The sequence below is a fragment of the Klebsiella sp. 141240 genome, assembly GCF_050600805.1.
GTDB lineage: Bacteria > Pseudomonadota > Gammaproteobacteria > Enterobacterales > Enterobacteriaceae > Klebsiella > Klebsiella aerogenes.
The window spans coordinates 17,261-39,757 of sequence record NZ_JAQIRK010000026.1 but is presented as its reverse complement, the minus strand read 5'-3'; the positions used below and the strand labels follow the sequence as shown (position 1 = coordinate 39,757).

Annotated in this window: 33 protein-coding genes and 1 pseudogene; 27 read left to right on the top strand and 7 right to left on the bottom strand. The window is 49.4% G+C overall.

All coding sequences use genetic code 11. The annotated features are described in order from the left end of the window. Window positions 1–42 precede the first annotated feature (42 nt). From PGQ95_RS24735 to PGQ95_RS24705, 7 genes are all read right to left on the bottom strand, one after another. Entirely contained in the window at window positions 43–1,329 is a 1,287-nt protein-coding gene (locus tag PGQ95_RS24735; RefSeq protein ID WP_430919708.1) for an Arm DNA-binding domain-containing protein, read from the bottom strand. Continuing rightward, entirely contained in the window at window positions 1,329–1,544 is a 216-nt protein-coding gene (gene xisR / locus PGQ95_RS24730) for an excisionase family protein (RefSeq protein ID WP_042895443.1), read from the bottom strand. The genes PGQ95_RS24735 and xisR overlap by 1 nt, the downstream gene beginning before the upstream one ends. A 359-nt stretch (window positions 1,545–1,903) precedes the next feature. After that, window positions 1,904–2,122 (bottom strand): hypothetical protein, encoded by a 219-nt coding sequence (locus PGQ95_RS24725; protein ID WP_430919705.1) that lies wholly within the window; start codon window positions 2,120–2,122, stop codon window positions 1,904–1,906. Between the two features lie 323 nt (window positions 2,123–2,445). Then, on the bottom strand, window positions 2,446–2,727 hold the full coding sequence (locus PGQ95_RS24720) for a hypothetical protein (RefSeq protein WP_334644829.1): 282 nt from the start codon (window positions 2,725–2,727) through the stop codon (window positions 2,446–2,448). Further along, window positions 2,720–2,830: a hypothetical protein gene (locus PGQ95_RS24715; protein WP_407609056.1), complete on the bottom strand. Its 111-nt coding sequence runs from the start codon at window positions 2,828–2,830 to the stop codon at window positions 2,720–2,722. The genes PGQ95_RS24720 and PGQ95_RS24715 overlap by 8 nt, the downstream gene beginning before the upstream one ends. 7 nt (window positions 2,831–2,837) lie before the next feature. Next, window positions 2,838–3,197: a hypothetical protein gene (locus tag PGQ95_RS24710; protein ID WP_142426008.1), complete on the bottom strand. Its 360-nt coding sequence runs from the start codon at window positions 3,195–3,197 to the stop codon at window positions 2,838–2,840. 358 nt (window positions 3,198–3,555) lie between these two features. Further along, window positions 3,556–3,957, bottom strand: a complete 402-nt coding sequence (locus PGQ95_RS24705; protein WP_032710309.1) for a helix-turn-helix domain-containing protein — start codon at window positions 3,955–3,957, stop codon at window positions 3,556–3,558. A 107-nt stretch (window positions 3,958–4,064) separates the two neighbouring features. Between PGQ95_RS24705 and PGQ95_RS24700 the strand changes: the two genes are divergently transcribed. From PGQ95_RS24700 to PGQ95_RS24570, 27 genes and pseudogenes are all read left to right on the top strand, one after another. Then, a complete protein-coding gene (locus PGQ95_RS24700; protein ID WP_032735043.1) occupies window positions 4,065–4,316 on the top strand; it encodes a transcriptional regulator in 252 nt (83 codons plus the stop codon). Then, on the top strand, window positions 4,316–4,729 hold the full coding sequence (locus PGQ95_RS24695; RefSeq protein ID WP_430919702.1) for a toxin YdaT family protein: 414 nt from the start codon (window positions 4,316–4,318) through the stop codon (window positions 4,727–4,729). The genes PGQ95_RS24700 and PGQ95_RS24695 overlap by 1 nt, the downstream gene beginning before the upstream one ends. Window positions 4,730–4,994: 265 nt before the next feature. Next, window positions 4,995–6,029, top strand: a complete 1,035-nt coding sequence (locus PGQ95_RS24690) for a hypothetical protein (protein ID WP_430919700.1) — start codon at window positions 4,995–4,997, stop codon at window positions 6,027–6,029. Between the two features lie 11 nt (window positions 6,030–6,040). Then, a complete protein-coding gene (locus PGQ95_RS24685) occupies window positions 6,041–6,331 on the top strand; it encodes a helix-turn-helix transcriptional regulator (protein WP_118971082.1) in 291 nt (96 codons plus the stop codon). A 26-nt stretch (window positions 6,332–6,357) separates the two neighbouring features. Further along, on the top strand, window positions 6,358–6,753 hold the full coding sequence (locus tag PGQ95_RS24680; protein WP_126000396.1) for a hypothetical protein: 396 nt from the start codon (window positions 6,358–6,360) through the stop codon (window positions 6,751–6,753). Between the two features lie 219 nt (window positions 6,754–6,972). Further along, window positions 6,973–7,761 (top strand): ParB/RepB/Spo0J family partition protein, encoded by a 789-nt coding sequence (locus PGQ95_RS24675; RefSeq protein ID WP_430919698.1) that lies wholly within the window; start codon window positions 6,973–6,975, stop codon window positions 7,759–7,761. Further along, complete coding sequence (locus PGQ95_RS24670) at window positions 7,758–8,834, top strand: DGQHR domain-containing protein (RefSeq protein WP_407253577.1); 1,077 nt, start codon at window positions 7,758–7,760, stop codon at window positions 8,832–8,834. Before PGQ95_RS24675 ends, PGQ95_RS24670 begins: the two co-directional genes overlap by 4 nt. Beyond that, window positions 8,827–9,087 (top strand): hypothetical protein, encoded by a 261-nt coding sequence (locus PGQ95_RS24665; protein WP_430919696.1) that lies wholly within the window; start codon window positions 8,827–8,829, stop codon window positions 9,085–9,087. Before PGQ95_RS24670 ends, PGQ95_RS24665 begins: the two co-directional genes overlap by 8 nt. Further along, the gene (locus PGQ95_RS24660) at window positions 9,084–9,350 is read left to right on the top strand and encodes a hypothetical protein (RefSeq protein ID WP_430919694.1); all 267 of its coding nucleotides are present in this window, start codon (window positions 9,084–9,086) and stop codon (window positions 9,348–9,350) included. The genes PGQ95_RS24665 and PGQ95_RS24660 overlap by 4 nt, the downstream gene beginning before the upstream one ends. Window positions 9,351–9,622: 272 nt before the next feature. Then, a pseudogene (locus PGQ95_RS24655) lies at window positions 9,623–9,967 on the top strand (DUF550 domain-containing protein); the annotation flags it as partial. A gap of 208 nt (window positions 9,968–10,175) precedes the next feature. Continuing rightward, a complete protein-coding gene (locus PGQ95_RS24650) occupies window positions 10,176–10,445 on the top strand; it encodes a hypothetical protein (protein ID WP_042895477.1) in 270 nt (89 codons plus the stop codon). 33 nt (window positions 10,446–10,478) lie between these two features. Next, on the top strand, window positions 10,479–10,721 hold the full coding sequence (locus PGQ95_RS24645) for a DUF2767 family protein (RefSeq protein WP_430919692.1): 243 nt from the start codon (window positions 10,479–10,481) through the stop codon (window positions 10,719–10,721). A 76-nt stretch (window positions 10,722–10,797) separates the two neighbouring features. Further along, window positions 10,798–11,127, top strand: a complete 330-nt coding sequence (locus PGQ95_RS24640) for a hypothetical protein (protein ID WP_047066836.1) — start codon at window positions 10,798–10,800, stop codon at window positions 11,125–11,127. A gap of 153 nt (window positions 11,128–11,280) precedes the next feature. Then, a complete protein-coding gene (locus PGQ95_RS24635) occupies window positions 11,281–11,514 on the top strand; it encodes a DinI family protein (protein WP_032710292.1) in 234 nt (77 codons plus the stop codon). Between the two features lie 149 nt (window positions 11,515–11,663). Next, on the top strand, window positions 11,664–11,831 hold the full coding sequence (locus PGQ95_RS24630) for a hypothetical protein (RefSeq protein ID WP_162840113.1): 168 nt from the start codon (window positions 11,664–11,666) through the stop codon (window positions 11,829–11,831). 136 nt (window positions 11,832–11,967) lie between these two features. Beyond that, window positions 11,968–12,270 carry a Ref family recombination enhancement nuclease gene (locus PGQ95_RS24625; protein ID WP_047065323.1) on the top strand — a complete coding sequence of 101 codons (303 nt, stop codon included), beginning with the start codon at window positions 11,968–11,970 and terminating at the stop codon, window positions 12,268–12,270. Then, window positions 12,267–12,911, top strand: a complete 645-nt coding sequence (locus tag PGQ95_RS24620) for an MT-A70 family methyltransferase (protein ID WP_430919689.1) — start codon at window positions 12,267–12,269, stop codon at window positions 12,909–12,911. Before PGQ95_RS24625 ends, PGQ95_RS24620 begins: the two co-directional genes overlap by 4 nt. After that, window positions 12,908–13,516: a hypothetical protein gene (locus PGQ95_RS24615; protein WP_323788131.1), complete on the top strand. Its 609-nt coding sequence runs from the start codon at window positions 12,908–12,910 to the stop codon at window positions 13,514–13,516. The genes PGQ95_RS24620 and PGQ95_RS24615 overlap by 4 nt, the downstream gene beginning before the upstream one ends. A gap of 326 nt (window positions 13,517–13,842) precedes the next feature. Beyond that, complete coding sequence (locus PGQ95_RS24610; RefSeq protein ID WP_049046135.1) at window positions 13,843–14,145, top strand: hypothetical protein; 303 nt, start codon at window positions 13,843–13,845, stop codon at window positions 14,143–14,145. Beyond that, entirely contained in the window at window positions 14,145–14,642 is a 498-nt protein-coding gene (locus PGQ95_RS24605; protein ID WP_047065329.1) for a lysozyme, read from the top strand. The genes PGQ95_RS24610 and PGQ95_RS24605 overlap by 1 nt, the downstream gene beginning before the upstream one ends. Next, window positions 14,639–15,100, top strand: a complete 462-nt coding sequence (locus PGQ95_RS24600) for a lysis protein (protein ID WP_430919686.1) — start codon at window positions 14,639–14,641, stop codon at window positions 15,098–15,100. The genes PGQ95_RS24605 and PGQ95_RS24600 overlap by 4 nt, the downstream gene beginning before the upstream one ends. A gap of 64 nt (window positions 15,101–15,164) precedes the next feature. Further along, entirely contained in the window at window positions 15,165–16,169 is a 1,005-nt protein-coding gene (locus PGQ95_RS24595) for a tyrosine-type recombinase/integrase (RefSeq protein ID WP_430919684.1), read from the top strand. Between the two features lie 246 nt (window positions 16,170–16,415). Next, window positions 16,416–17,018, top strand: a complete 603-nt coding sequence (locus PGQ95_RS24590) for a hypothetical protein (protein ID WP_430919682.1) — start codon at window positions 16,416–16,418, stop codon at window positions 17,016–17,018. A 198-nt stretch (window positions 17,019–17,216) separates the two neighbouring features. Further along, on the top strand, window positions 17,217–18,830 hold the full coding sequence (locus PGQ95_RS24585; RefSeq protein WP_032710280.1) for a hypothetical protein: 1,614 nt from the start codon (window positions 17,217–17,219) through the stop codon (window positions 18,828–18,830). A 2-nt stretch (window positions 18,831–18,832) separates the two neighbouring features. Beyond that, a complete protein-coding gene (locus PGQ95_RS24580; protein WP_430919679.1) occupies window positions 18,833–20,284 on the top strand; it encodes a DUF1073 domain-containing protein in 1,452 nt (483 codons plus the stop codon). A 55-nt stretch (window positions 20,285–20,339) separates the two neighbouring features. Next, window positions 20,340–20,888 carry a phage minor head protein gene (locus PGQ95_RS24575; protein ID WP_430919677.1) on the top strand — a complete coding sequence of 183 codons (549 nt, stop codon included), beginning with the start codon at window positions 20,340–20,342 and terminating at the stop codon, window positions 20,886–20,888. 403 nt (window positions 20,889–21,291) lie between these two features. Further along, window positions 21,292–22,494 (top strand): DUF2213 domain-containing protein, encoded by a 1,203-nt coding sequence (locus PGQ95_RS24570; RefSeq protein ID WP_047066353.1) that lies wholly within the window; start codon window positions 21,292–21,294, stop codon window positions 22,492–22,494. Window positions 22,495–22,497: the final 3 nt, after the last annotated feature.

Genomic DNA, 22,497 nt, shown 5'->3' with positions numbered 1-22,497 from the left:
AATAAAGTTAATATTCCATCAAGCGATTTTATTTTACTGTAATTAAACGCTTTTTATCCCTACCACTCTCTTTGTGGGGCACCCTTGGGGCAAAGCCTCAGAAAAACGGGCGTTCAGCATTTCCACCTGGTTACGATCCATCTCACCAATCCACTTCGAGTAAATCTCATAAACCATCTTCGCATTTTCATGGCCCATCTGTCCGGCAATAAACGAGGGGTTAGCTCCTGCCGTTAAAAGCCAGCACGCAAAAGTATGGCGCGACTGATAAGGACGTCTGTTGCGTATTCCCGCCTGTTTTAAACCTCTTTCCCAGCTATAACCCAGAGATTGAGAGCCATAGTACCTTGTTTCACCGCGCCAGTTTTTTGGAGGCACAAACACAAAGCGTAGTTTCTGCTGTTCGGTCAGCCCATGCTCGCGGTGATGGAAGGTGATTTCAGTTTTACTTAATGCACCTGTTAGCTGAAATTGTTCTCTCAACGCATCCAGCGCAGGTTGTAGGAGGGTAACAGTTCGGATCCCCGCTTCAGTTTTGGGCGGAACGAATAGCCCCTCGTTTGTCTGGTTTCGCCGGACATAGATCTCTCCTGTCTCAAGGTTCACATCCTCCCACGCAAGCGCAGTGAGCTCTCCATGTCGAAGCCCGGTAAAAATAGCTACAGTCCATAGCAAAGCATGTCTGCGGGAAAGTGAATTTATAAAACCTTCAAACTCACTTTGCAGAAGAGGGTCAGGATCCCGCCTGGACCTTTTGAGCGATTTGATGCCCTCATGTGGTGTATGGCTGATAAACCCACTCAGGTTAGCCATCTTCAGTAAAGCTGTCAGATTATTCATTAACCCGTTAACCGTAGATACCGCGCGTCCTTTCTTTTGCAGCCACGGCGCATGCTCGCTTAATGTATTACCCGTTAAGAGTGCATTCCTGTAATTAAGTAAATCTGTGTGCTGAATTTCACTAAGCAGGGTATTACTTCCTACTATTGCGGTGAGGGTGGCTATACGTGACTGAGCCCCTTTATAGGATGCTGCGGACACCTCCAGTTTTTTGGATGCCAGATAAACATCGCATAATTCACCGAAAGTCTTAATCTTTTGCGTGGACGTGAATTTTTTTAACGCTTTTGATTCAGGGAAGTGTTCGGCGTAATCGAATTTCCCCTGTTGTATTTCACTTACAATCAATGCACGCAGATTACCGGCTTTACGTATATTGCTATTCGATACTGTCCAGCCCCGTAAAACTTCGCGGCAACGAACGCCACGATATAGAAAGCTAATTCTTATTGCTTTTCCATGCAGCTCTACGCCAGCAGGCATATTCATCACGTATCCCCAATAAGCCTATTAATTTTCGTATAGTTGTACCAAAGAGTAGCCCTGCCTTCGGTTGTATCCGGTTTAGGTGGGTGCTTTTTAAAGTGAATACCCTCCACCCATCTTCCTTCTCTATATGACTTTATCTGACGAGGGGTCATATACATCTTCGCTACAAGCCCTTTTTCCATTACCCATTCATCTTCACGAGTAATATCTGCCATATAAATCACCTCAAGGCCGGGTAACTATAAAACGTTCCCCGGCTTCATGTTGATTCTCTTAAATCAGTAAACCATTAACTGTGCTTTGAGTTACTCAGCTCTTTGGGATAGGCCATATCTGCCATTCTCCCGGAGGGAGTTCATCAGTCACATCGTGTGAAGCCCACGCAAGAAACTTTTCTTTACTGATTGTGGGGTAATGACGCCCTGCATGAACACTAGGGCCATCATATTGCACGGTAGTAGAACCGATGCGCACGATCTGGCGGTCGTTTGCATATGATGTGAACTGTCCTGCAGGCCGTGGTTTCTTAGCTCTATAGCAACGACCTATCTTTAGTTCATTGATGTTTAGTTCTTTATTTACGGTCTTTATGTTTGTTGTATTTTTCATGGCTCATTATTTCCCAACAATTACCATTATCTTTAGACAGGAGTCGCCATTTTCTGCCGACTCGCAAGCTCATATTTCCGCACTTAATACGACAGGCTTTTAATTCTCCTGAAGCGTACTGATTAAGAATTGATGAAGCCTTTTTATTTACCTCGGCAGGTATACGCATTGAGTTTGTTACCATTAGTCACCTTTAACGACTGTGATTAAAGTAGCCAGGCCTTGCAGGGAGCGTTTTACGGAATGCAGAACCTGCAGAGCGCAATGCTTGTTTTTTATTTTCCTTCTCATTACATATCTGGCAGAAATATAACTCTCTGCGATATGCCCCTCTCCCTGACGGGCGATAATGGAGTTCTTTACGTGTGAAGGTTCCGCCGCAGCCGTAGCAGCGGTGTTTAGATTCTTCCATCATATTTCCTTGTCTGCATATGATGCAGATATATTTAGAGTGTGTTTATACCTGCCAGTTAAGGCATTAATAAAATAAATATTAATTTTTTTGAATTAGTGGTTGATAATGTCAGTGTTTATTTTCGACATCCCTAATAGCAAATCGCCATCTACTACGATTAAATCGCCGTACATATCGTAATTAAAAACAACATCGTCAATGTTAAGCATTGAAAGCGGGTTAACGTGACCGTTTAACATTCCATCTTCTGTTTGCTTCGCCGATTCAAAGATGCCTTTCATGGAAAGGATGGCCTGTTCCCACATAGAGCGGTCACCAATAGCCTGAGCTATAACCAATTTGTTCTGTGCAGCTAATAACTGAGTGTTAACCATTGAATACCCCCGCGACATGTAGAATTTTCGCAATCACTGCCGACCATAAAACCGTCATGGAAAGCAGTACATAAATCAGTGAACGGATACCGTTTTTGCTCATGATTTACCTACGCGATGTATTCGATAATTTCAGCGCCATCCAGGTCCCAGTAACCACCATGCCCAAGACCACGATTGAACCCGAATGCGCAAAGATGATAATCCAGGTCAGCGCAGACTGGCGGATCGATGTCCACGTCGTCGAGGTCACACTCCACTACTGCGCCAGACGGTAGCCGCAAGACGACTTTCGGACGGACGGCGCGAAGATGGAAGCGATGCGCTTCATCCCAACCTATCGCCTCGATGGCGGCATAACGCCACTCGTCTGCCATATCGGTTGCTACTTCAGCGCTAGCACAATTGTGGAACGGGAAATATTTAATTTCGGTATTACCGTTAAGAACTACAGCCATACATGCTGACATGATTTAACCCCCAGTTCTCTATCATGATATTAATCTGAACAGGCTTTGAAATGTGGTGCCGGGTGCCTCCCGGTGACGCCAGCCAGTTAACAACTGGAGCCGGTAGCTTCTTTTCCACCCCACTCTAGGAAACGAGTGATACTGCTTTAACTGATCCGCGTGCGCATAGCCGCATTCACCACATTACAAAGCCTGTTGATTCTTAGCCTTGAGGCGGCCAACCGAACGTTTAACCTATCGCACCGTTGTGTCGATGTACTTATGGTGAGCTACAGGCTAAATAAAATCAACCAAAAGATAAGTCAAAGGCTAAAAAAATACCGCCAATCGGCGGCATTCTTTTGAAATTGAAGTGAATTTATTTTTCTCTGGTAGTCGGATCTACGTTGTCAGAGTAAAAATCTTTGAGTTTTTGTAGCCGCATCTGGAATGCAGCCAGCATGTTGCGCCTCTCGATAGGCGGCAATTCGCGGAAAACTTCAATAAGTGCAATTTCGTCTTCGGTGTATGTCCCGCCGAGTTCCTCTGCTCCTGTAAGTATCCATGAGAGCGAGGTTTTAGCGGCCTTGGCTAGTTTGGCTGCTGACTCCTTGCTAATGGTTTCCCTCTTAAACCAGTTGGTTACAGAGGTAGGACTAACTCCCGCAATCCTCGCCATTTCTGTGCGAGACCAATGATTCAGTTTCATCAACTCATCAAGTCTTGCGGCAAGCGTGCTTTGTGGCTTTGCGCCTGATTCATGCTGGGTTTCTGTCTTCATAGCAACAATTGTAAGCCACTGGCTAAAACAATAATAATTTCTTGTTGTTGATTTTTTTTAGCCATTAGCTCAATATAATTGCACAATGGCTAAAACGAGAGGTTCACATGTCAGGTCTTGATAAGGCAATTACAGCTGCAGGTGGCAAACGTCGGCTTGCACTTGCCTTGAACATTAAACCGTCGTCGCTGAGTCGATGGATCCATAAGTACCAGGGGCAAGTTCCACCAAAGCGCGTAATTCAGGTTTACGAGGCAACTGGAATTACTCCGCATGAGTTGCGTCCTGATCTTCACCCAAACCCAACCAGTGGCCTTCCAGAGAATGATACGGCTACAGCACAGAAGGAGTCTGATTGATGGAAATCAAACACGAGCACGTTGAAATGGTTCTGCTGGCCTGGGCTGCAGAAGTTGGTCAAGCGTTCGCGGCAAATGCTATCGCTGAGGAATATGTACGTATTGGCGGTAATCAGCTGCGCCTGGTACCGGGGAAAACCTGGAGTAACCAGCAGAACATTTTCCACCGCTGGCTGAAAGGTGAGACAGAGCTGCAGCGCGAGAAAATCCGTTTACTGCTTCCGGCAATCCTGCGCGTTCTCCCGCGTGAAATCCGTCACCGCTTGAGCATCTACGACACGATTGAGCGCCGGGCGCTGCTTGCGGCTCAGCACGCTATTGGAACGGCTATTGATGCGCACGATGACGCGATCGAGGCCGTATACAGCAAAGCGTATCAACCAGGCGCTGTTGAAGTACCGAAATACCACTGATTCCGGAGGTGACTATGTGTAACCAGTCTGCTGCTGAATTGATTGCTCGCCTAAAACGAGCCTATCCGGCGTATACGCCGTCTGAAGGTGATAGCGCTTGTAATGGTATCCCTAAAGCCGGATCGCGCTTCCAGCACAGGCACAAGGGACACATGGTGACGGTAATCACTGCGACAGAGAAAGATGTTTCCTACCGGAAAGCCTGCGGTGCTGTTGGTTGGGTGGGATTACGCGAGTTTTTACGGCTACACAATGAGGTTTTGGTATGAGCAATCAGGTCTTTGAAATTGTTCAGGCCATGTCAGGGCAAGGGAACTGCATCACGATCCCTGGCCCATATCTGGACTTCTTTGCAGGGGACAGGCAGCAACATTTGCTGGCGGCAATTCTCAATCAGCTGGTGTTCTGGTCGGGTAAATCAAGCCTGCCAAACGGCTGGTTTTACAAAGAGCATGCAGCACTTGCAAAAGAAGTTCGGGTTATCGAAGGGGATGTGGTCAGACGGGCCATTTACAAAATCACTGAGCAATATTTGCCCGGTGTTATTCAGGAAGAACTTCGGCAGGTGAACGGTACCCCGAAGAAGCATTACCGCATCGACCAGGAAGAACTGATGCTCAAGATATTCCCGACAATTCTGGATTCGGCACAAGTGCCGAATGGAAGCAAAGTATTGAAAGTAATGGATTCGGCAAAAGCGCCGAATGGAAACGGCACAAACGCCGAATGCATTCGGCATAAACGCCAAATCCAGGAAACGGCACAAACGCCGAATGGAAACGGCATAAGCGCCGAATCCTATCTCTATACAGATCTTAAAAATACAGATCTTAAAACAGATCTTAAAAACCAAGGGGGGAAGGCTTCCCCTGTGGATAACTCGACTAAGTCGAATCAGGAAATTGAGATTCAGGACGCCACCGAAGACAGCAATCTTGCTACCGATGAAGACTTCGATCTCGCGATGTGGTTCTGGTCAACCATCATCGAAATGTACGAACGAGCGGCTGAATTCGACGGCACTCTGGCGAGACCAAGAGAACCAAATTTTGTTGGCTGGGCGAATGAAGTACGTCTGATACGCCAGGAGCACGGCTGCACCTACGAACAAATCCGCACGATGATTGAGCGCATTCAACGTGATCGGTTCTGGTGCCCAAAAATCCAATCCTTGCCAATGCTGCGTAGCAAATGGCAGGAGCTGGTGCTGAAGCTGTGTTCAGGAAACCTGGCGACAGGTAACGCTTTCGGTATGGGTGGTGGTCTGGATACACATATCCCGAAAGGGTTCCGGGGTTAAAGGGGTTATTCATGAAAACGACGAAATCTCAAAAAACACAATATCGCGGTGAAATCACGATGCTTGAGTTCCTCAAAGTTAACCCCGGCTTGACCGCCAGGGAGATCGCTAAAGTGCTGGACCGCAGCATGTGCTCCGTAAGCGGTCAACTTCGCCAACTGCATAGCGCAGGCCGCATCACCCAGGATGGTATCCGTGACGGTGTCGCTACCTGGAGCATCAACGATATGCCGTTTGGATGCGCCAACCAGCTTCGAATGATGTTCGACAACCTGCTGAAAGAATGCCGCGCGACGGCCTGATGAACCTGAAAAAGAGAATAAATCTGATGGAAAAAATCACTGACGTTTTAAACGAGCTGGGAAAAGTGACCTGTCGTGACCTGGCGAAGTATTTCGACCTTTCAGCCCCTGAAATGCTGGCGCGTCTGCTGGTGCTGGAGAAAGAGGGCAAAGCTCAAAACCTGAATGGTTACTGGATGACTGGCGGTACTAAAGAACCTGCTCAGCTGAGCCACAACCTCACCGAACTGGATATGAAGCTGCTGCACTCGGTCCCGGTAGGCGTCTGGTTTGAGTGGCAGTCATTGGTCGGCACCGTTGATCGCCCTCACTACCGCTGCGGTCGCCTTGTTGAAGCCGGTTTTCTGAATTTAAAGGTTACTAACCCTGATTGCCCGTATCACAGCACGCAGTTCCTGAAGCTTCGGGAGGTTTCACGATGACATCAGAGACCTTACCAAATTGCCCGGTCTGCGGAGAAGGGAGACCGCGACAGATAGGACAGCATCGGGCCATTTATACAGCTCACATGCACCTTGAATGCACTAAGTGCCATTACCGCATCACAAGAGCCTATATGGCTGGCTCAGAAAGAAAGGCGCGGGAAGAACTAAGCAAAGAGTGGATTGCTCAGGCAGAAAAGAAAAATAGCGAGAAGACAAATGGCTAAAAACTCAATAGACGCATACGGCGCGAGCGGGAAAACCAACGTACTTAACTTTGAGCCCGAAAACTTGTACCTGGTCACCGATAAGACGCACCCGCTTTACGACGAGCGGATCCATCTGCCAATCAATGAGCCGATGGTACTGAACATCATGGACCAGGGCGTTCTTGAGCCGATCATCGTCTGGAAAGACCCGGAGACAGGGCGCTCCTGTGTTGTCGATGGTCGCCAGCGTGTGCGTCACACCATCGAGGCGAACAAGCGTTTAGCGAAAGAAGGTAAACCTTTGCTGATGGTTCCGGCAGTCACTAAACGTGGCTCTGCCGTTCGTATGGCACAGGCGATGGTAAGCGCTAACGAAATCCGCCAGGCAGATACGCCGCTGGGCCGCGCTAAAAAAATGGCTGATGCGCTGGAACGTGGGCACGACGAGGACGATTTATCGCTGATGTTTGGCGTGAGTGTACAGACCGTACGCGCAACGCTTTCACTGCTGGACGCCACCCAGGCTGTAAAGGATGCCGTTGAGTCCGGAACGGTCACCGTTACCCAGGCTCGTCAGCTCGCATCACTGGAACCAGAAGCCCAGCGCGAGAAGGTGAAAGAGATTGAAACGGCAACCGCGGGTACCTCTGGTCATGAAAAAGCCCGTCGGCAGCGTCAGGTTCTGGGTGAAGCAAAGCCACGCCTGAAAACCCGTAAAGAAATTAACAAAGCCCTGGAATCTGCTGAGGGTGAGTATGCCAGCGCTCTCCGTTGGGTGCTGGGGGAGGAAACATTATGAGTAAAGTAGGCGATCATTTCTTTGAGTTCCCTGCATCACGTGGAACTCAGGGTGGTTCAATTGTCCTGATGCTGACTGTTCCTGCTCGGACACTAACGCGAGTCCTTGCCAGTGATAATTATGGGGACACTCTTGAACGCTCACAGCGAGAACTGAACCCAGCCCGGGCGAAAAAGTTTTATCAGTATCTCGTTGAAGCATACGAAAACAAAGAGCCATTTATCATTCCACCGCTGGTAGGTAACTGCGACTCGTATGTTGAATTCGAAGAGTTCGGAAACACGAATGTCGGAGTGGCCCGTTTCCCGATGGATGCAGAAATTAAATTGTTTGATGGTCAGCATCGCGCAGCCGGTATTGCGGAGTATTGCCGCACCATTGATGAACCGATCCATGTGCCGATGATGCTTACTCTCCAGTTGCCACTGAAGACGCGGCAGCAGTTTTTCTCGGACATTAACAACAATGTTTCGAAGCCATCTGCGGCTATCAACATGGCCTATAACGGGCGCGATAAGAACGCGCAGGAGATGGTTAATTTTATCAGCTCACACGATGTCTTTTCTGAAGTCACCGATTTTGAGCATAACGTCGTTCCCGCTAAAAGCGATAAGTGGGTGAGTTTTAAAGCCCTTAGTGATGCTACTGCGAAATTCTCTGGTTCCTGCTCCCAAGACGATCTGGAGGGTTTGTGGAATGCGTGGCTGATGTTAACCGGGTTAGATGATATTCGCCGGGGTACGAACCAGTCTGAGTACAAACGCGAGTATATCCAGTTCCACGCAGTGATGATTAATGCCTTCGGCTATGCAGTGCAGAGACTAAGCGAAGGTCGGGGAGTTCGCGGTGTCACTCTGATGATTGAAGACCTGGTAATGAATACCGGCATTGCTGATCGCGAAGATTTTTTCCTCATTTCATCATGGGATGGTATTTGCGCCAGCTGCGAGAAAACCAGGCCAACGGTTATCGCTAATGTCTCAGCTCAGAAAGCAGCGGCTTTGCGGCTGATGGATGCCATCGTGAACCAGAACCTGTCTGGGACAAAGGGTAAGGATGCCAACCATGACTGATATCACCCGACTGTTAGCCAGCCTCAAGCGTCGTTCAGCCCACGCAAAAGAGTTTGGCCACGATGTTCTGTTTGTAAAGATTGAAGACATTGATGCGCTGGTAGAGGAACTGGAGAAGGCGCAGAGTGCCAATAACTCAGCTCCAGCAATATTGCGCCAACTTGCCGAAGAGAAACAGAAACGCGGCGAAGTGGCGGCAGCTACTGCATTTAACTACGCAGCTTCAGCACTGCAAAAGGAGTTGTCGAAATGACCAGTAAATTAACCAAAAAAGAATTGGCCTGGTTCGATGAAGTTAACGCAGTGCTGGCGCGCTGCCCCTCGCCGAAAAAATTTGGCTTCTACACCATCGGCGATCCTAACGTGATGGTGTACGACAAGCGTAAAGAGAAAGAGATTGAGCGCAAGCTTGATGCGCGGTCATCTTCCGATTGGTGCGTAGCTGTACGAGATGCGGACGCTGAAATCGACGCCAACATTTATTTTCCTTCAGCTGTGTTGAGTACGGCAGGATAAGGAGCCAACCAATGACCAAATCAACCATAACCAGAGAGCGCATTCAGCGAATTATCAGAGCAACTGATAGCGAAGCATATGACGAGGAAGAAATCAGAGAGTGGTTAAGTTCTGATGAAATCATGGAGTTGTCCCGCATGGCGCTGGCCGCAATGGACAGCGAGCCGGTGGCGTATATGTACCGCGACAATCTTCATTCGGTCGCCAGATTTAGTCTGGAATCGAAAATTGGCAACTGGTCTCCAGAAGATATTAACGAGTATGAAATTAGCGAGACTCCGCTCTATCGCCACCCACAGCCTGCGTCTGAACGTGAACAGGTGCGCAGCGAGCACGCCGAGTGGTCACAGGCTACATTCGGCAATGTTGGCCCGGTTGGCCCACTGAAGCACCTTAGCAAAGAAGCGCTGGAAGCCGCTGAACAGCCTGGCGACCTGTCGGAGTGGGCTGATATGCAGTTCCTGCTATGGGACTCCCAGCGCCGGGCTGGTATCACTGATGATCAGATTACCCAAGCGATGATCGATAAGCTGGCTGTGAACAAACAACGTGAATGGCCGGAGCCGAAAGACGGAGAGCCGCGGTTGCATATCAAAGCGCAGCCAGCGCCGGTAGTGCCGGATGGTTACGTGATGGTGCCGAGGGAGCCTACAGCAGAAATGCAGTCAGCTGGAGCCGGTGCTATCAGAATCGAAACTACTGCGCTTAATAAGCTATGGACTGGAAATGCTGTGTTCCGAGCCATGCTCGCAGCCGCCCCGCAGGAGGTGAAACCATAAAACGCAAACACGCTATTTGTTATCAACAAATCTTAGGTTTGTATTTATGCGAATGATAACCAGAAAGAAACCCGCCTTTACGGAGCTTTATCAGACAGGCGTTCTGACCCGCATCGCGGCTGTTAAAAGCCCTGATGGAGGCGGCTGGCGGTTGTTTGGCTTATGGATGGGAAAGGATATTGCTGTTTTCGTAGAGGCCGCTCGTGGAGGTGTCCGGGAGTGGTCCGGCCTGGACTATCTCGCTAACTTCTGTGCGAGCTGTGGCATTAGCTTGTGGGAGATACACAACAAGGTCGCAGAAAAGCCACCACAGTGATATAAAATCCCCTCAACCTGAGAGGGGATTATTATGTCTGAGTATCAGGAAATGTCGGAGGAGCTTTATAGCGAAGCATGCCGGATAGTGGGGCAATGTTGCCTTGCGCTTGCCAACAATGGCTCTGAAACCCACCGTGACCAGCTTGTACATCAACTGAAGCGTCTTTACTGGCTTTATATGCAAGAGACCAACGAATCAAATCTGGCGATGCTGCTTGCCATTGAGCAATTAGCCACCAGTGAAGACTGGAAAAAACCATACATTGGCGATTAACCACAGCGAAAGGTTGACTAAAACCTCACACAGAATTACTGTTTAAATATACAGTATTTTCGTGTGAGGTTTTATTATGGGATTTCCGTCACCCGCAAAAGACTATGTAGAGCAAACACTTACAATCAACAGGCTTTGCCAGATTGATGCTAATTGCCGCGTGCTGGAGACGAGTTCGGGTTATGCCGTTATCGATGTTTCCCGCCGACCAAAGCAGGGCGATCACGTGCTCGTTTCTTTCTGCGGGATAATTCAGTTTGGCATCGTTCGCGGTCGCGCGCTAATTACTTCCGATGGTGAAGCGATCGAAGGTGACGCCCTGGACGATGTAGAGGTGAAGGGGGTTCTGACGTTCCTGATTAACCGCGCAACTTACGTTGACGAAGACCCTAACCCCGTTATCTAACCCCAGACCCGCTACGGCGGGTTTTGTTTTATGTGTCCAAAACATCAAGTTAAACATGCACATGGCATTAGCAAAAAGTGCCTTTAAGGGCTTGACCATTTAACTCTTCAGGTATACTGTTTATTTATACAGTATTTGCATGAGGTATTCATTATGAAAATAGAACTCACAATTGCTAAGGACAAAAAACTCCCTGATGGTGCGGTGCCAGCCCTTGAGAAAGAGCTGCTGCGTCGATTATCCCAGTCGTATGATGACTGTAAGCTCACAATCAGACGTACAAGTAACGATGGGCTGAGCGTTCTGGGCGGTGCTGACGGCGATAAAAAACGTGTAGAGCAAATCCTGCAAGAGACGTGGGAAAGCGCTGACGATTGGTTTTACTGAGAATTGGTTATTGGTAGCGTGCATTCCCTCTGATGCCACTGCCGGATTTGTGCGTCTGAATGTCGCTCTGGGGGTAATGTGACGAGTGTTAATTGGAGTTCGGGAAGAGTTACCACTGATGAAAAAATATATTCATAGGGTGGCATCTCATGAACGAAGAAGAATTATTAGAGGCGATCCGCATACCTGGTAGTTACGTGCTGGATAGTCTTCCAGGTGGCGTTTATGTTCTCACTCCAATGGAGTCAGGAGAAATAAAGAACACCGAAGCCTCTCACGAGGAATGCAAAAGCTACTTTCTGAAAGATAGAAGCTGATTTATAATAATCACCTCGGCTGAACACCGAACCTATCGCGCCATCACTGGAGAAAAGTGATGACGCAAAAAAGTAGTAATGCCAATTCACACCGCACGTCAAAGCGCGGTGTCTCTGCTTGTGCTGGTGGTATGGCATGAGCAAATCCAAAACCAAATCAGAAAAGCTACACCTTAGCCGTGTGGCTGCATTGGGCTGTGTTGTTTGCCGTAATTTAGGTTATGGCGAATCGCCTGCTGAAATTCATCATTGCAGTTCCGGTACTGGGTTATCTGTTCGTGCAGATAATTTCCACGTTATCCCTTTATGCCATGCACATCACCGCACTGGCGGCTATGGCGTGGCTGTTCATGCCGGGCGCAAATCATGGGAACAAAATTTCGGGACAGAGGGTGAACTGCTTAAACAGGTTCTTGGTGAACTTGGGGAGGGGGCATGAGTTATCAACTTATTTATGCCGATCCGCCGTGGGACTATAAAAACAAGGTGAGTAACGGCTCAGCCAGCGATCACTATCCAACAATGAAATTAGAAGACATTAAGCGTATTCCGGTCTGGGAAGTCGCCGCAAAAGATGCCGTGCTTGCTATGTGGTACACGGGAACGCACACCGAGGAGGCAATAGAACTTGCTCAAGCCTGGGGATTCCGCGTGCGTACCATGAAAGGTTTCACCTGGGTGAAATTGAATCAGTACGCTGAACGCCGATTTAATATGGCGCTTGAATCTGGTGAGCTGGTGGACTTCAGCGATCTGCTTGCCATGCTCAACAACGAAACCCGAATGAACGGAGGAAATTACACCCGCGCCAATACAGAGGATCTACTGATTGCTACGCGCGGTATTGGTCTTGAGCGCGTCAATGCTTCCATTAAGCAGGTTGTATACACGTGCCTTGGCGAGCACAGCGAAAAACCGTGGGAAGTCCGTCACCGGCTGGAGTTGCTTTACGGCGACGTTCGGCGCGTCGAATTGTTTGCTCGTGAATCCTGGCCTGGCTGGGATCGTTGGGGCAATCAGTGCAACAACTCATTCGAAATTATTCCGGGACGTATTTTAAACAATGAGGTGAAGGGATGACTCCGCGCCAACAACGTAATCATATTTCTGCCATTCAAAAAGCGGCATCAGCACCGCATAAGCGTTGGCTGGGAAGATCCCTGCTACTTACTTCCGTTCAGTCTGGATGGATTAAATCACTTTTAACTGTCTGGGGAGAGTGTGTCGGCGGTAAAACACGCGCAGAGTATCGCCTTCAGAACTGCAATCAATTCTGGGGGAAACTGAAGGAAGATGGATGGGATGAAAGTCAGCTAACGCGCATAACCGAGGCGCTGAAGCAGGCGAGAGAAGAGGGCTTTATCGGCCCTCAGGCAATGGGAAGGGCGCGAGCAATACTATGGCCTACCACGTTAAGCGACATGATAGAGGAAGCCGAACGACATGATGATGCCGACTGCATAGAGCAAGCCGTACTCAGGACATTTGAATTAGAGGATCCGGTCTACGTCATAGGTATGAATTATTACACCACCCGTAAAAAAATATCTGATTTGGCGCGTGAACTGCAGCATGCAGCGCCCTGGCTAACTCCGCCAATGGCGAGGGAGCGTGTTAAATGGTGCCTTCAGATATTCCAGGCGAAAACGTTCATTGCAGTACGCCAGAGCCTGAAATCTGAGTAAGTTTATCGGGAACTGTTTTTAGCAATTCGTGCTATTTATTCCCCCGGTCGTTGATAACTACTCAGAATCTCAGATAATTCGCTCATGCTTGGCAGAGCTGCGCCACGATGGCAGCGCCGATAAGCAACTAAAAATGAAACCTGAAACCCTGCGCAAGCGGGGTTTTTTGTATCTGAAAATCACTTTCTGAAGGTCGCCGATTGGCGGCCTTTTTCATTTCAGGCTCACGGGAATCATCATCGATACGGCTCGTTGTTAAATCAGCCCGATGGGCCTGACCCTTTCAAGTACACACAGCACCCGCAAACTACGCGAGGTGAGAGACTATGAAAATGAACGATTCCGGGAACATCTTCACGCAATTCTTTGCGTGGGTAGGGACCTTTGCCGCAGCGCTGGGCTTTACCACCCAGGACGTTGTTTACATGTTCTTTGGTGCTGTCGGCTTACTTATATCCCTTGCGTCATACATTAACGGGCGAGTAGATGCACGACGAAAGCGCCGGGAGGATGAAAAGCGTACTCAGATGGTCAATGACTACCTGAAGGGCGTCAGTGACAAACCTCACCATGAACGCCCAGCGGCGGCAAGCGTAGTTGTTGAGGCATTACAAAAGGCGGGAGAGTGATGAATCAATCCTTGCGAAAATATGTATTGTCTGCGGTCGGTGGTGGAGCGATTGCCATAGCCTCTGCGCTTATCACTGGCCCTACGGGTAACGATGGTCTTGAGGGCGTGCGGTATCAGCCTTATCAGGACGTGGTCGGCGTCTGGACTGTCTGCTATGGACACACAGGCAAAGACATCATGCTGGGTAAGACTTACACGAAATCAGAGTGTGATGCTCTTCTGGATAAAGACCTCAACGCCGTCGCCCGTCAGATTAACCCGTACATCAAAAAGCCAATCCCTGAAACGATGCGTGGGGCGCTTTACTCGTTCGCTTATAATGTTGGTGCTGGCAGCTTCCAGACTTCAACGCTGCTGCGCAAAATCAACCAGGGCGATTCGAAAGGTGCCTGTGAGCAGCTACGAGTCTGGATTTATGCGGGGAAAAAGGTCTGGAAGGGATTGGTAACTCGGCGCGAGATTGAGCGTGAAGTGTGTTTGTGGGGCCAAAAATGAGTCGTATCACAGCCATTATAAGCGCAGTGATTATCTGCCTTATCGTCAGCCTTGGATGGTTGGCGAACCACTACTACACCAACGCAACCGAATTCAAACGGCAGCGTGATGAAAAGGTTAAGGCGCTGGAACTGGCGAACGCCACCATCACCGATATGCGGACCCGGCAGCGAGACGTTGCCGCATTGGATGCTAAATACACGAAGGAGTTAGCAGTTGCGAAAAGCCAGCTTGAAGATCTGCAGCGTTGCGTTAGCTCTGGCAAGTGTGGGTTGCGTCTCAACGCCACCTGTCCAAAAAACGGAGCGACCACCTCCGGCAGCGTGGGCGATGCTTCCGGCCCCAGACTTACAGACTCCGCTCAACGGGATTATTTCACCCTCAGAGAGCGGATTGTCACCATCACCGGGCAAGTGAACTATTTGCAGGGCTACATTCGAACACAGTGTTTGAAGTAGAGCATTACAGAGACCATTTATCAGAGTGGTCTCGATAATGCTTTTTGAAAGAGGAGCGTTCTGTATGGCATCGATAAAACACTCTTCTGATGCCGACGGACAATCAAAATATTATGTCCACTGGAAGGATGAGAGAACCGGGAATGGGCGTCGCCGTATTTTTAAAGGTATTGATGATGCGGCTCATCTCTTTTGGGAAAAACAGAGTATTGAGCTGGATTGCAGAACCGCCAACTGGAAAGGTATAGACCGCTCCTGGACCCTTCGGAAATTAATCCTTTTTTATCTGGGGTATCAGGTTAGTAAGCTGGAAAAAAACATTATCCGGCTTTCGTCTTATACAAAGTGCCGTCACGATCTTCTCGCGATTGAAGGACCGATACTCGATAAAAATGTTCTCCATATCAGCCATCTGGATATAACAGAATTTGTTCGTCCAGGCTGTCATCGCTGGATCCGCTCGGCGTTCTTTCTCCTGGAAGAAAAGCGGCTCATCAGGTTTAACCCTGTTGAGCGTCCTGTGCGGCGGCACCGCAGGCCCATAACGATCCCCTCAAAGGAAACGGTACGCGAGTTACTCAATACGGCACCGAACCGGGAACGCATTGCATGCTGGCTCGGGATTTGTGGTCTGCGTCTCGGTGAGGCTCTCGCGGTAACCTACGAGGATGTTTCTCCGGAGATAATTCAGATCCGGCGGCATATCGTAAATGGGGTAATTCGCGAAGGGTTAAAACGTGGCGTAGAACGACAGGTGAGAATGCCAAAAGAGCTTCTCTCTCTTCTGGATAGAGAGTTATTTGGAACGTCTCAGCCGCTGGTATCCAATAGCTTTACGGGATCGCCACTGTCCATTAACTACGGTACACAGGGAATACTCCAGAAAACGCTGTCAGCACATGGCATTAAACGGTTCCATCATCTGCGGCATTTTGCGGTATCGCGACTGGCTGCCAGGGGCGTTGATATCACGCATGTATCCCGTCTTATCGGGCATGTGAATATCAAGACCACTATCGATGTTTACGGGCACCTGTTCTGTGCGCCGGTAGATATGGATCTGGACTGAGTTATTCACATAATGGAAATAGTAGGGTGATCCACTATCTCCCCATTCTGTGCGGCCTGAGAGCGTTAAATCGCAGTTTTCACGAAAAATGGATAACTCCGCATTTTTTGACGTTTTTAATTCCGCACTTAAACCCAGCAGGCTTGCGGTCCCGGAGCAGATTTTTTCTCAGAATTATTCCGCACGTAAAATGCGGAAAAATAATTTTGAACAAAATATAAACAGCAATCGATTTCAGGTAAGCGTATGGCCCGCAAAAATAGCTTTAAGAAGGCCTACGTCGGTATCGTTATTGATATGGCTCTGGCCCGTAACAAGATCTCAAACCGTATGGTTGCCCAGAGACTGGAAATTGACGAGGCGACTATCCGCAATTGGCGCAAGGAACATGCCGACTTTAATCGTGCCTTTACCGAGGCGCGCGAAGTTCTGATGGAAAAGATAAACAACGTTGCAGGTAAAAGCCTGGACGTTCGCAAACGAAAGATTGTTAGCCGGGGACCTAAGGGGCTGACAACAACCATTGAAGATGTTCTTCCCACACATAACGATATTGCTGTTTTCTCGAAGTCGCTCGGCCTTGGTACCAGCGTCTACAGCGACGAAGAACGCCAGCGTGATGTGCTGCGCGAGGTGATGAAACATAAAGTGGCTGGGAAATATACTGCGCTTGAAGCCGCTCAGTTACTTGAGGCTGAAGGCATAAAGGTACCGGCTACTCTGTTATTGGAACTGGAAAACCCCAAAAAAATCGAAATCTCTGGTCCTGGTGGCAGTGCTATCAAAACCGAGACGACAAACCTCACCCCGCAGGAAGCAGCAGAGCTCTACAAAAAGCTCATGGGCTAAAAGTCATGGAAATGGGCGTTTTAATTGAAAATTTCCCTATGCACTTTTTGACCCTGTTTATGCACGTTTTATTCACGCACTTTTTCCCACTTATCCGGGTGAAATAAGCCTTTGGCGGACATTTCATCATGGGAGGGATCTGGCGGGTGCGGGTAACAGTCATTATGTTAAATCGGAGCGTTTTTTAGGAAATTATCTATGCCGCTGCCTTTCCCCTTTGATTTCAAAAATCCTGACTACAACATGGTTTTTGAGTGGAGGATGGAGCGCCTGCAGCGCATCAGACAAAACCCTGCAGCGCTCCCTGCACTCAAACAGTTTTATCGTGATGATCCGGCCCAGTTCATTATCGACTGGGGGATGACGACCGACCCTCGAAACCTCGACTACGGTCTGCCTGCCACTATCCCATTTCTGTTGTTCCCCCGTCAGGAGGAGTGGATTAACTGGATAATGGACAGGCGCAGCAAACTTGAGCATGGCCTGACGGAAAAGAGCCGCGAGATGGGGCTGAGCTGGACGTCAATCGGGCTGGCCTGTTCGCTATGCCTCTTCAACAAAGAAATGGTTATTGGTTTCGGTTCCCGTAAAGAGGAATACGTAGATAGCACTGGTGACCCTAAAGCGCTGTTCTGGAAGGCTCGCAAGTTTGTTGAGCTGTTGCCTGTTGAATTCCGTGGTGACTGGAGCGAGAAAAAGCATGCGCCCTATATGCGCGTGGAGTTCCCGACGACAGGAGCCGTTATCAAAGGTGAGGCTGGCGATAACATCGGACGTGGTGACCGAACCACTCTCTATTTCGTGGATGAAGCGGCGTTCCTGCAGCGCCCACTGCTGATAGATGCCGCATTATCTCAAACGACGCGCTGCCGTATCGATCTCTCATCTGTTAACGGTATGAATAACCCGTTTGCTCAGAAACGGCATAGCGGCAAAATCCCGGTATTCACATTCCACTGGCGCAGCGATCCGCGTAAGGATGACGAGTGGTACCGGAAAGAGTGCGAGAAAATTGATAACCCGGTCATCGTTGCTCAAGAGCTAGACCTCAACTATCAGGCATCAGCCGAAGGTATCCTGATTCCTTCTGAATGGGTTCAGGCTGCTGTAGATGCTCATATCAAGCTGGGTATTGAGCCCAGTGGTCAACGCCTCGGCGCGATGGATATTGCGGACGAGGGCAAGGATAAAAACGGATTCTCAGCTCGTTACGGTTTCCTCCTGCAGGACGTCAAAGAATGGTCAGGCGAAGGTAGCGACATTTACGCTTCAGTGGTGAAGGTCTTTGGCTATTGTGATGATTTTGGGCTTGATGAATTCCGGTTTGATGAGGATGGTCTGGGGGCAGGTGCTCGCGGCGATGCTCGTGTCATTAACGAACTTCGTTCTGGTGAACGCCTGCCACAAATCACCGCAACGCCTTTCCGTGGTAGCGGTAGTGTTTTCGATCCGGAAGATGAAGCCGTTCCCGGCGACAACGGAAAGCCTGCCCGTCTGAATAAGGACTTCTTTGCTAACGCAAAGGCCCAGAGCTGGTGGCATCTTCGTAAGTTATTCCGCAATACCTACCGCGCACTGCAGGGTATGGAGTATGACCCTGATGAGATCATTTCCATCAGTAGCAAGATAGAAAACAAGGACCGTCTCCTCATGGAGCTTTCACAGCCTACCTGGTCAAAGAATGCCGTCGGCAAAATCCTTGTAGATAAACAGCCGGATGGAACGAAATCACCTAACCTCGCCGACTCAGTGATGATCAACTATGCGCCTATGAATACGGCGATGGATATCTGGGCGAAACTCGGAGCATAACCATGGCGAAGAAAACGGGACGAGTCGCCACGGCGGATTCGTACGATAACTTTATTGCACGTGTTGGCATGCAGCAGCCAAACCAGCACGCTGCATCGACATACCGGGCGAACTATACCAGCCGTAACCGCCTTCTCATTGAGTGGGCTTACCGTTCCTCCTGGATCATTGGTGCCGCTGTCGATTCAAAAGCGGACGATATGACCAAAAAGGGCGTTCGCATCACCAGTGAGATTGACCCGAAACGTCGTGGCATTCTGGAATCACGTTTTGATGAACTTCAGTTGTGGGATTGCATCAACGAAACACTGAAATGGTCACGACTATATGGCGGGGCTGTAGCGCTAATTCTGATTGAAGGGCAAGCACCGCTGACGCCACTGATGCTGGATAAGGTTGGTAAAGGCAGTTTTAAGGGCCTTGCTGTTCTTGACCGCTGGATGATTAACCCGCAGCTTACCAGGCGCATTAAAGCGCTTGGGCCTAACCTCGGTAAGCCTGAATTCTATGACATCGTGACGACAGCACAGGGGCTTCCTGCGTGGACTGTTCACCATAGTCGCCTGATTCGCATGGATGGCGTGAAACTGCCTTACCAGCAGAAAATCACTGAGAACGAGTGGGGCATGTCTGTTGTTGAACGTATTTTCGACCGCCTGACCTCATACGACAGTACCAGCGTTGGCGCTGCTCAGTTGGCCTACAAGGCGCATCTACGTACGGCGAAAATTAAGAAGCTGCGTGAGATTATCGCCATGGGCGGTAAACCATTTGAAGCGCTGGTTAAGCAAATGGAATTGGTTCGCCAGTACCAGACAAATGAGGGGATGTCGCTTTTTGATGCCGATGACACCTTTGAAACCCACTCCTATTCTTTTGCTGGTCTGTCAGATCTGCTTAGTGAATTTAAAGAGGATATCGCCGGTGCTGTGGGGATCCCGTTGGTCCGCTTGTTCCGCCAATCGCCGAAGGGTTTTTCAACCGGTGATGCTGACTTGGCGAATTACTACGATGACGTGGGAACTCTGCAGGAGCGAGATTTACGGCCTCACATCCGCCTGTTATTCGATGTACTGCATCGCTCAGAGTTTGGCGAACCGTTGCCGGAAGATTTCACGTTTGAGTTTAATCCCCTGTGGCAGATGAGCGACCTTGATCGCTCCACGGTGGCGACGAACACAACCTCCGCGCTGGCTACTGCTGTGCGTGACCTGGGGATGTCTCCCGCCGCTGCCTTGACCGACCTTCGAGAAATGTCGGATGTGACTGGCGTAGGCGCGTCAATTTCAGATGAGGACATAGACAATGCGAAGTCCCAGTGGGAGGAGGATGAATCTGAAACCAGCCCTCCGCCGACGTTCGGAGATCCAATACCGAAAGAGCCTACTGGCGATAGCAAACCAGATAGGGGAAATCGTAGCGGGATCTTACGATGGCTCACAGGCAAGCGCTGATAGAACAGCCAGCACGCTATTTGATTATTCAGTATTACTGGATAACTGGGCGGAAATGGTCGCCAGGAAAATGTTCCTGCAGGTTGAGCGTGAAGAGTGGCAACAGTGGCGATCGGTATCAGAGGAAATTGGCGCTGGCTTGCGTGATGTAGTAGGCAATACACCAGTAGGCCAGGTAGCGCAGGATATTGTGTATCGGCAAGTTCAGCTGATGAAATCGCTCCCCCTTGAGTCCGCTGACCGGGTGAGAGACATCCAGTCACGGGCAATTAAAGCCATGGTGAGAGGCGAACGACCAGAGCAGTTCTATGAGATGATCATGCAGACTGGAGGCGTTGCAGCCAGCAGGGCAAAGATGATTGCTCGTACTGAAATTGGCAGAGCTACCGGAGCATTGACGCAAGCGAGAGCTCTGGCTGTCGGTTCTGAGGGGTACTGGTGGAGGATTAAAGGGGCTGGCACCCGACCATCACACCGAAAAATGAAAGATAAATTTGTTCGCTGGGATAATCCTCCAACTCTAGACGGAATGACCGGACACGCCGGATGCCTTCCGAACTGCGAATGCTGGTCAGAAGTGCAGATCCCTGAGCCGAGAAAATGATATGGAAAAATGTAAGATACACGGGGTATTTTTACGACCGCCGATAGGATGCTGGAAGTGCTTTAATTCTATTCGCCAGGAAACGCCAAAAACTTTCTCCCCGGCAAAAGGTCCCAAAATCCCGCCATTGAGAAAATAGCGGAAAACGGCGTTTATCCTAACTGTTCAGCCTGAAACCAAATAGTGATTAAATGTTACGAAAATTTTGTATTCAAAAAAGCTGAATTTTCGGCTGGAAAACTGCTGGTTATGAGGCTCTAACAGGACATTTTAATCCAGTCCATTTTTGGCGGTGCGGGTAAGAACCATTATGTTAAATAGCCGCCAATTTTGAACAATTATCCCATTCGACCGGGCCGCTGCTGAGCGGCCTTTTCTATGCCCGCCATTCAGCAGGTAACCCATGAAATATTTCTTTAAAACCCGACTGGGGAACACCCGTTTCCAGCTCGCTGATGGTTCTGTGCTGTTCAAGGATGTGCCTATTGGGCGCACTGGCGAGCAGGAGTACGACAAAACCGAGAGGCCAGAACTAACCCCGGACGTGTGGGGAAAAATCATTGTCCGCCGAACGCCAGAAGAAGTTTTCAGCGAACGCGCGATGGCCTCGTTTGAAGGGATGGCGGTAACGATAGGCCATCCACGCGATTTTAATGGCGACATCATTTTTGTTTCCCCTGAAAACTGGCGGCAACTGGCACACGGACACATCCAGAACGTCAGGCGCGGTGAGGGGGATAAATCAGACCTGCTACTTGCTGATGTCATTGTTAAAAGTCCTGAAGCACTTCAGGCGATTGATGATGGCGATGATGAGGTGAGCTGCGGTTATGACGCAGATTACGAACAAATTTCACCCGGCCTCGCAAATCAATCTGCGATAACCGGTAACCATCTGGCCCTCGTCCCTAATGGGCGGGCTGGTTTCCGTTGCAAAATAGGGGATGCTATGCCTAGCACTACTAAACACTGGTTTACCCGGCTTCTTAAGGCCCGCAAAACCAACGATGCCGCCGAAATGGCGAGCTTGATTGATAACCCGCCAGATAGCGTGACTGGGGATGATGATGTTTCAACGTCTGTCACTCCTGGTGGTGTGGTTATTAACTTATCACCACAAAACCCAATGCCAGCGCCAACACTGCCGGGAACAGGTGACGCCGAGGAAGACATCCCGGAATGGGGTAAAGCGCTGATCGCAGCCGTAGCCAAGCTAACTCCTGCAGCCTCCGCTACTGGCGATGAGGAGGACGAGGAGGAGAAAAAAGAAGAGGAAGGCGCTATTACTGGTGACGCCGCTTATCGTGCTGATCTGATTCAACCGGGTATCCAGTTACCGTCGAAGGCAAAACCTACCGCCTTCAAGCGCTCAGTGCTGTCAACTGCCGATCAGGCGATGGTGCGCTCTATCGTCGGTGATGCTGATATCACCAAACTGAAAAAAGCCACTGTAGATATGGCATTTAACGCTGTTTCTGAACTGGCAAAAAACCGCAACACAGCGGCTAAAACTGTAGATAGTTTCCGCACGATGACTACCAACACCACAAAATCTATTGCGGATATCAATAAAGCCGCGAAAGAAATCTGGGCTAAACGAGGCTAAACC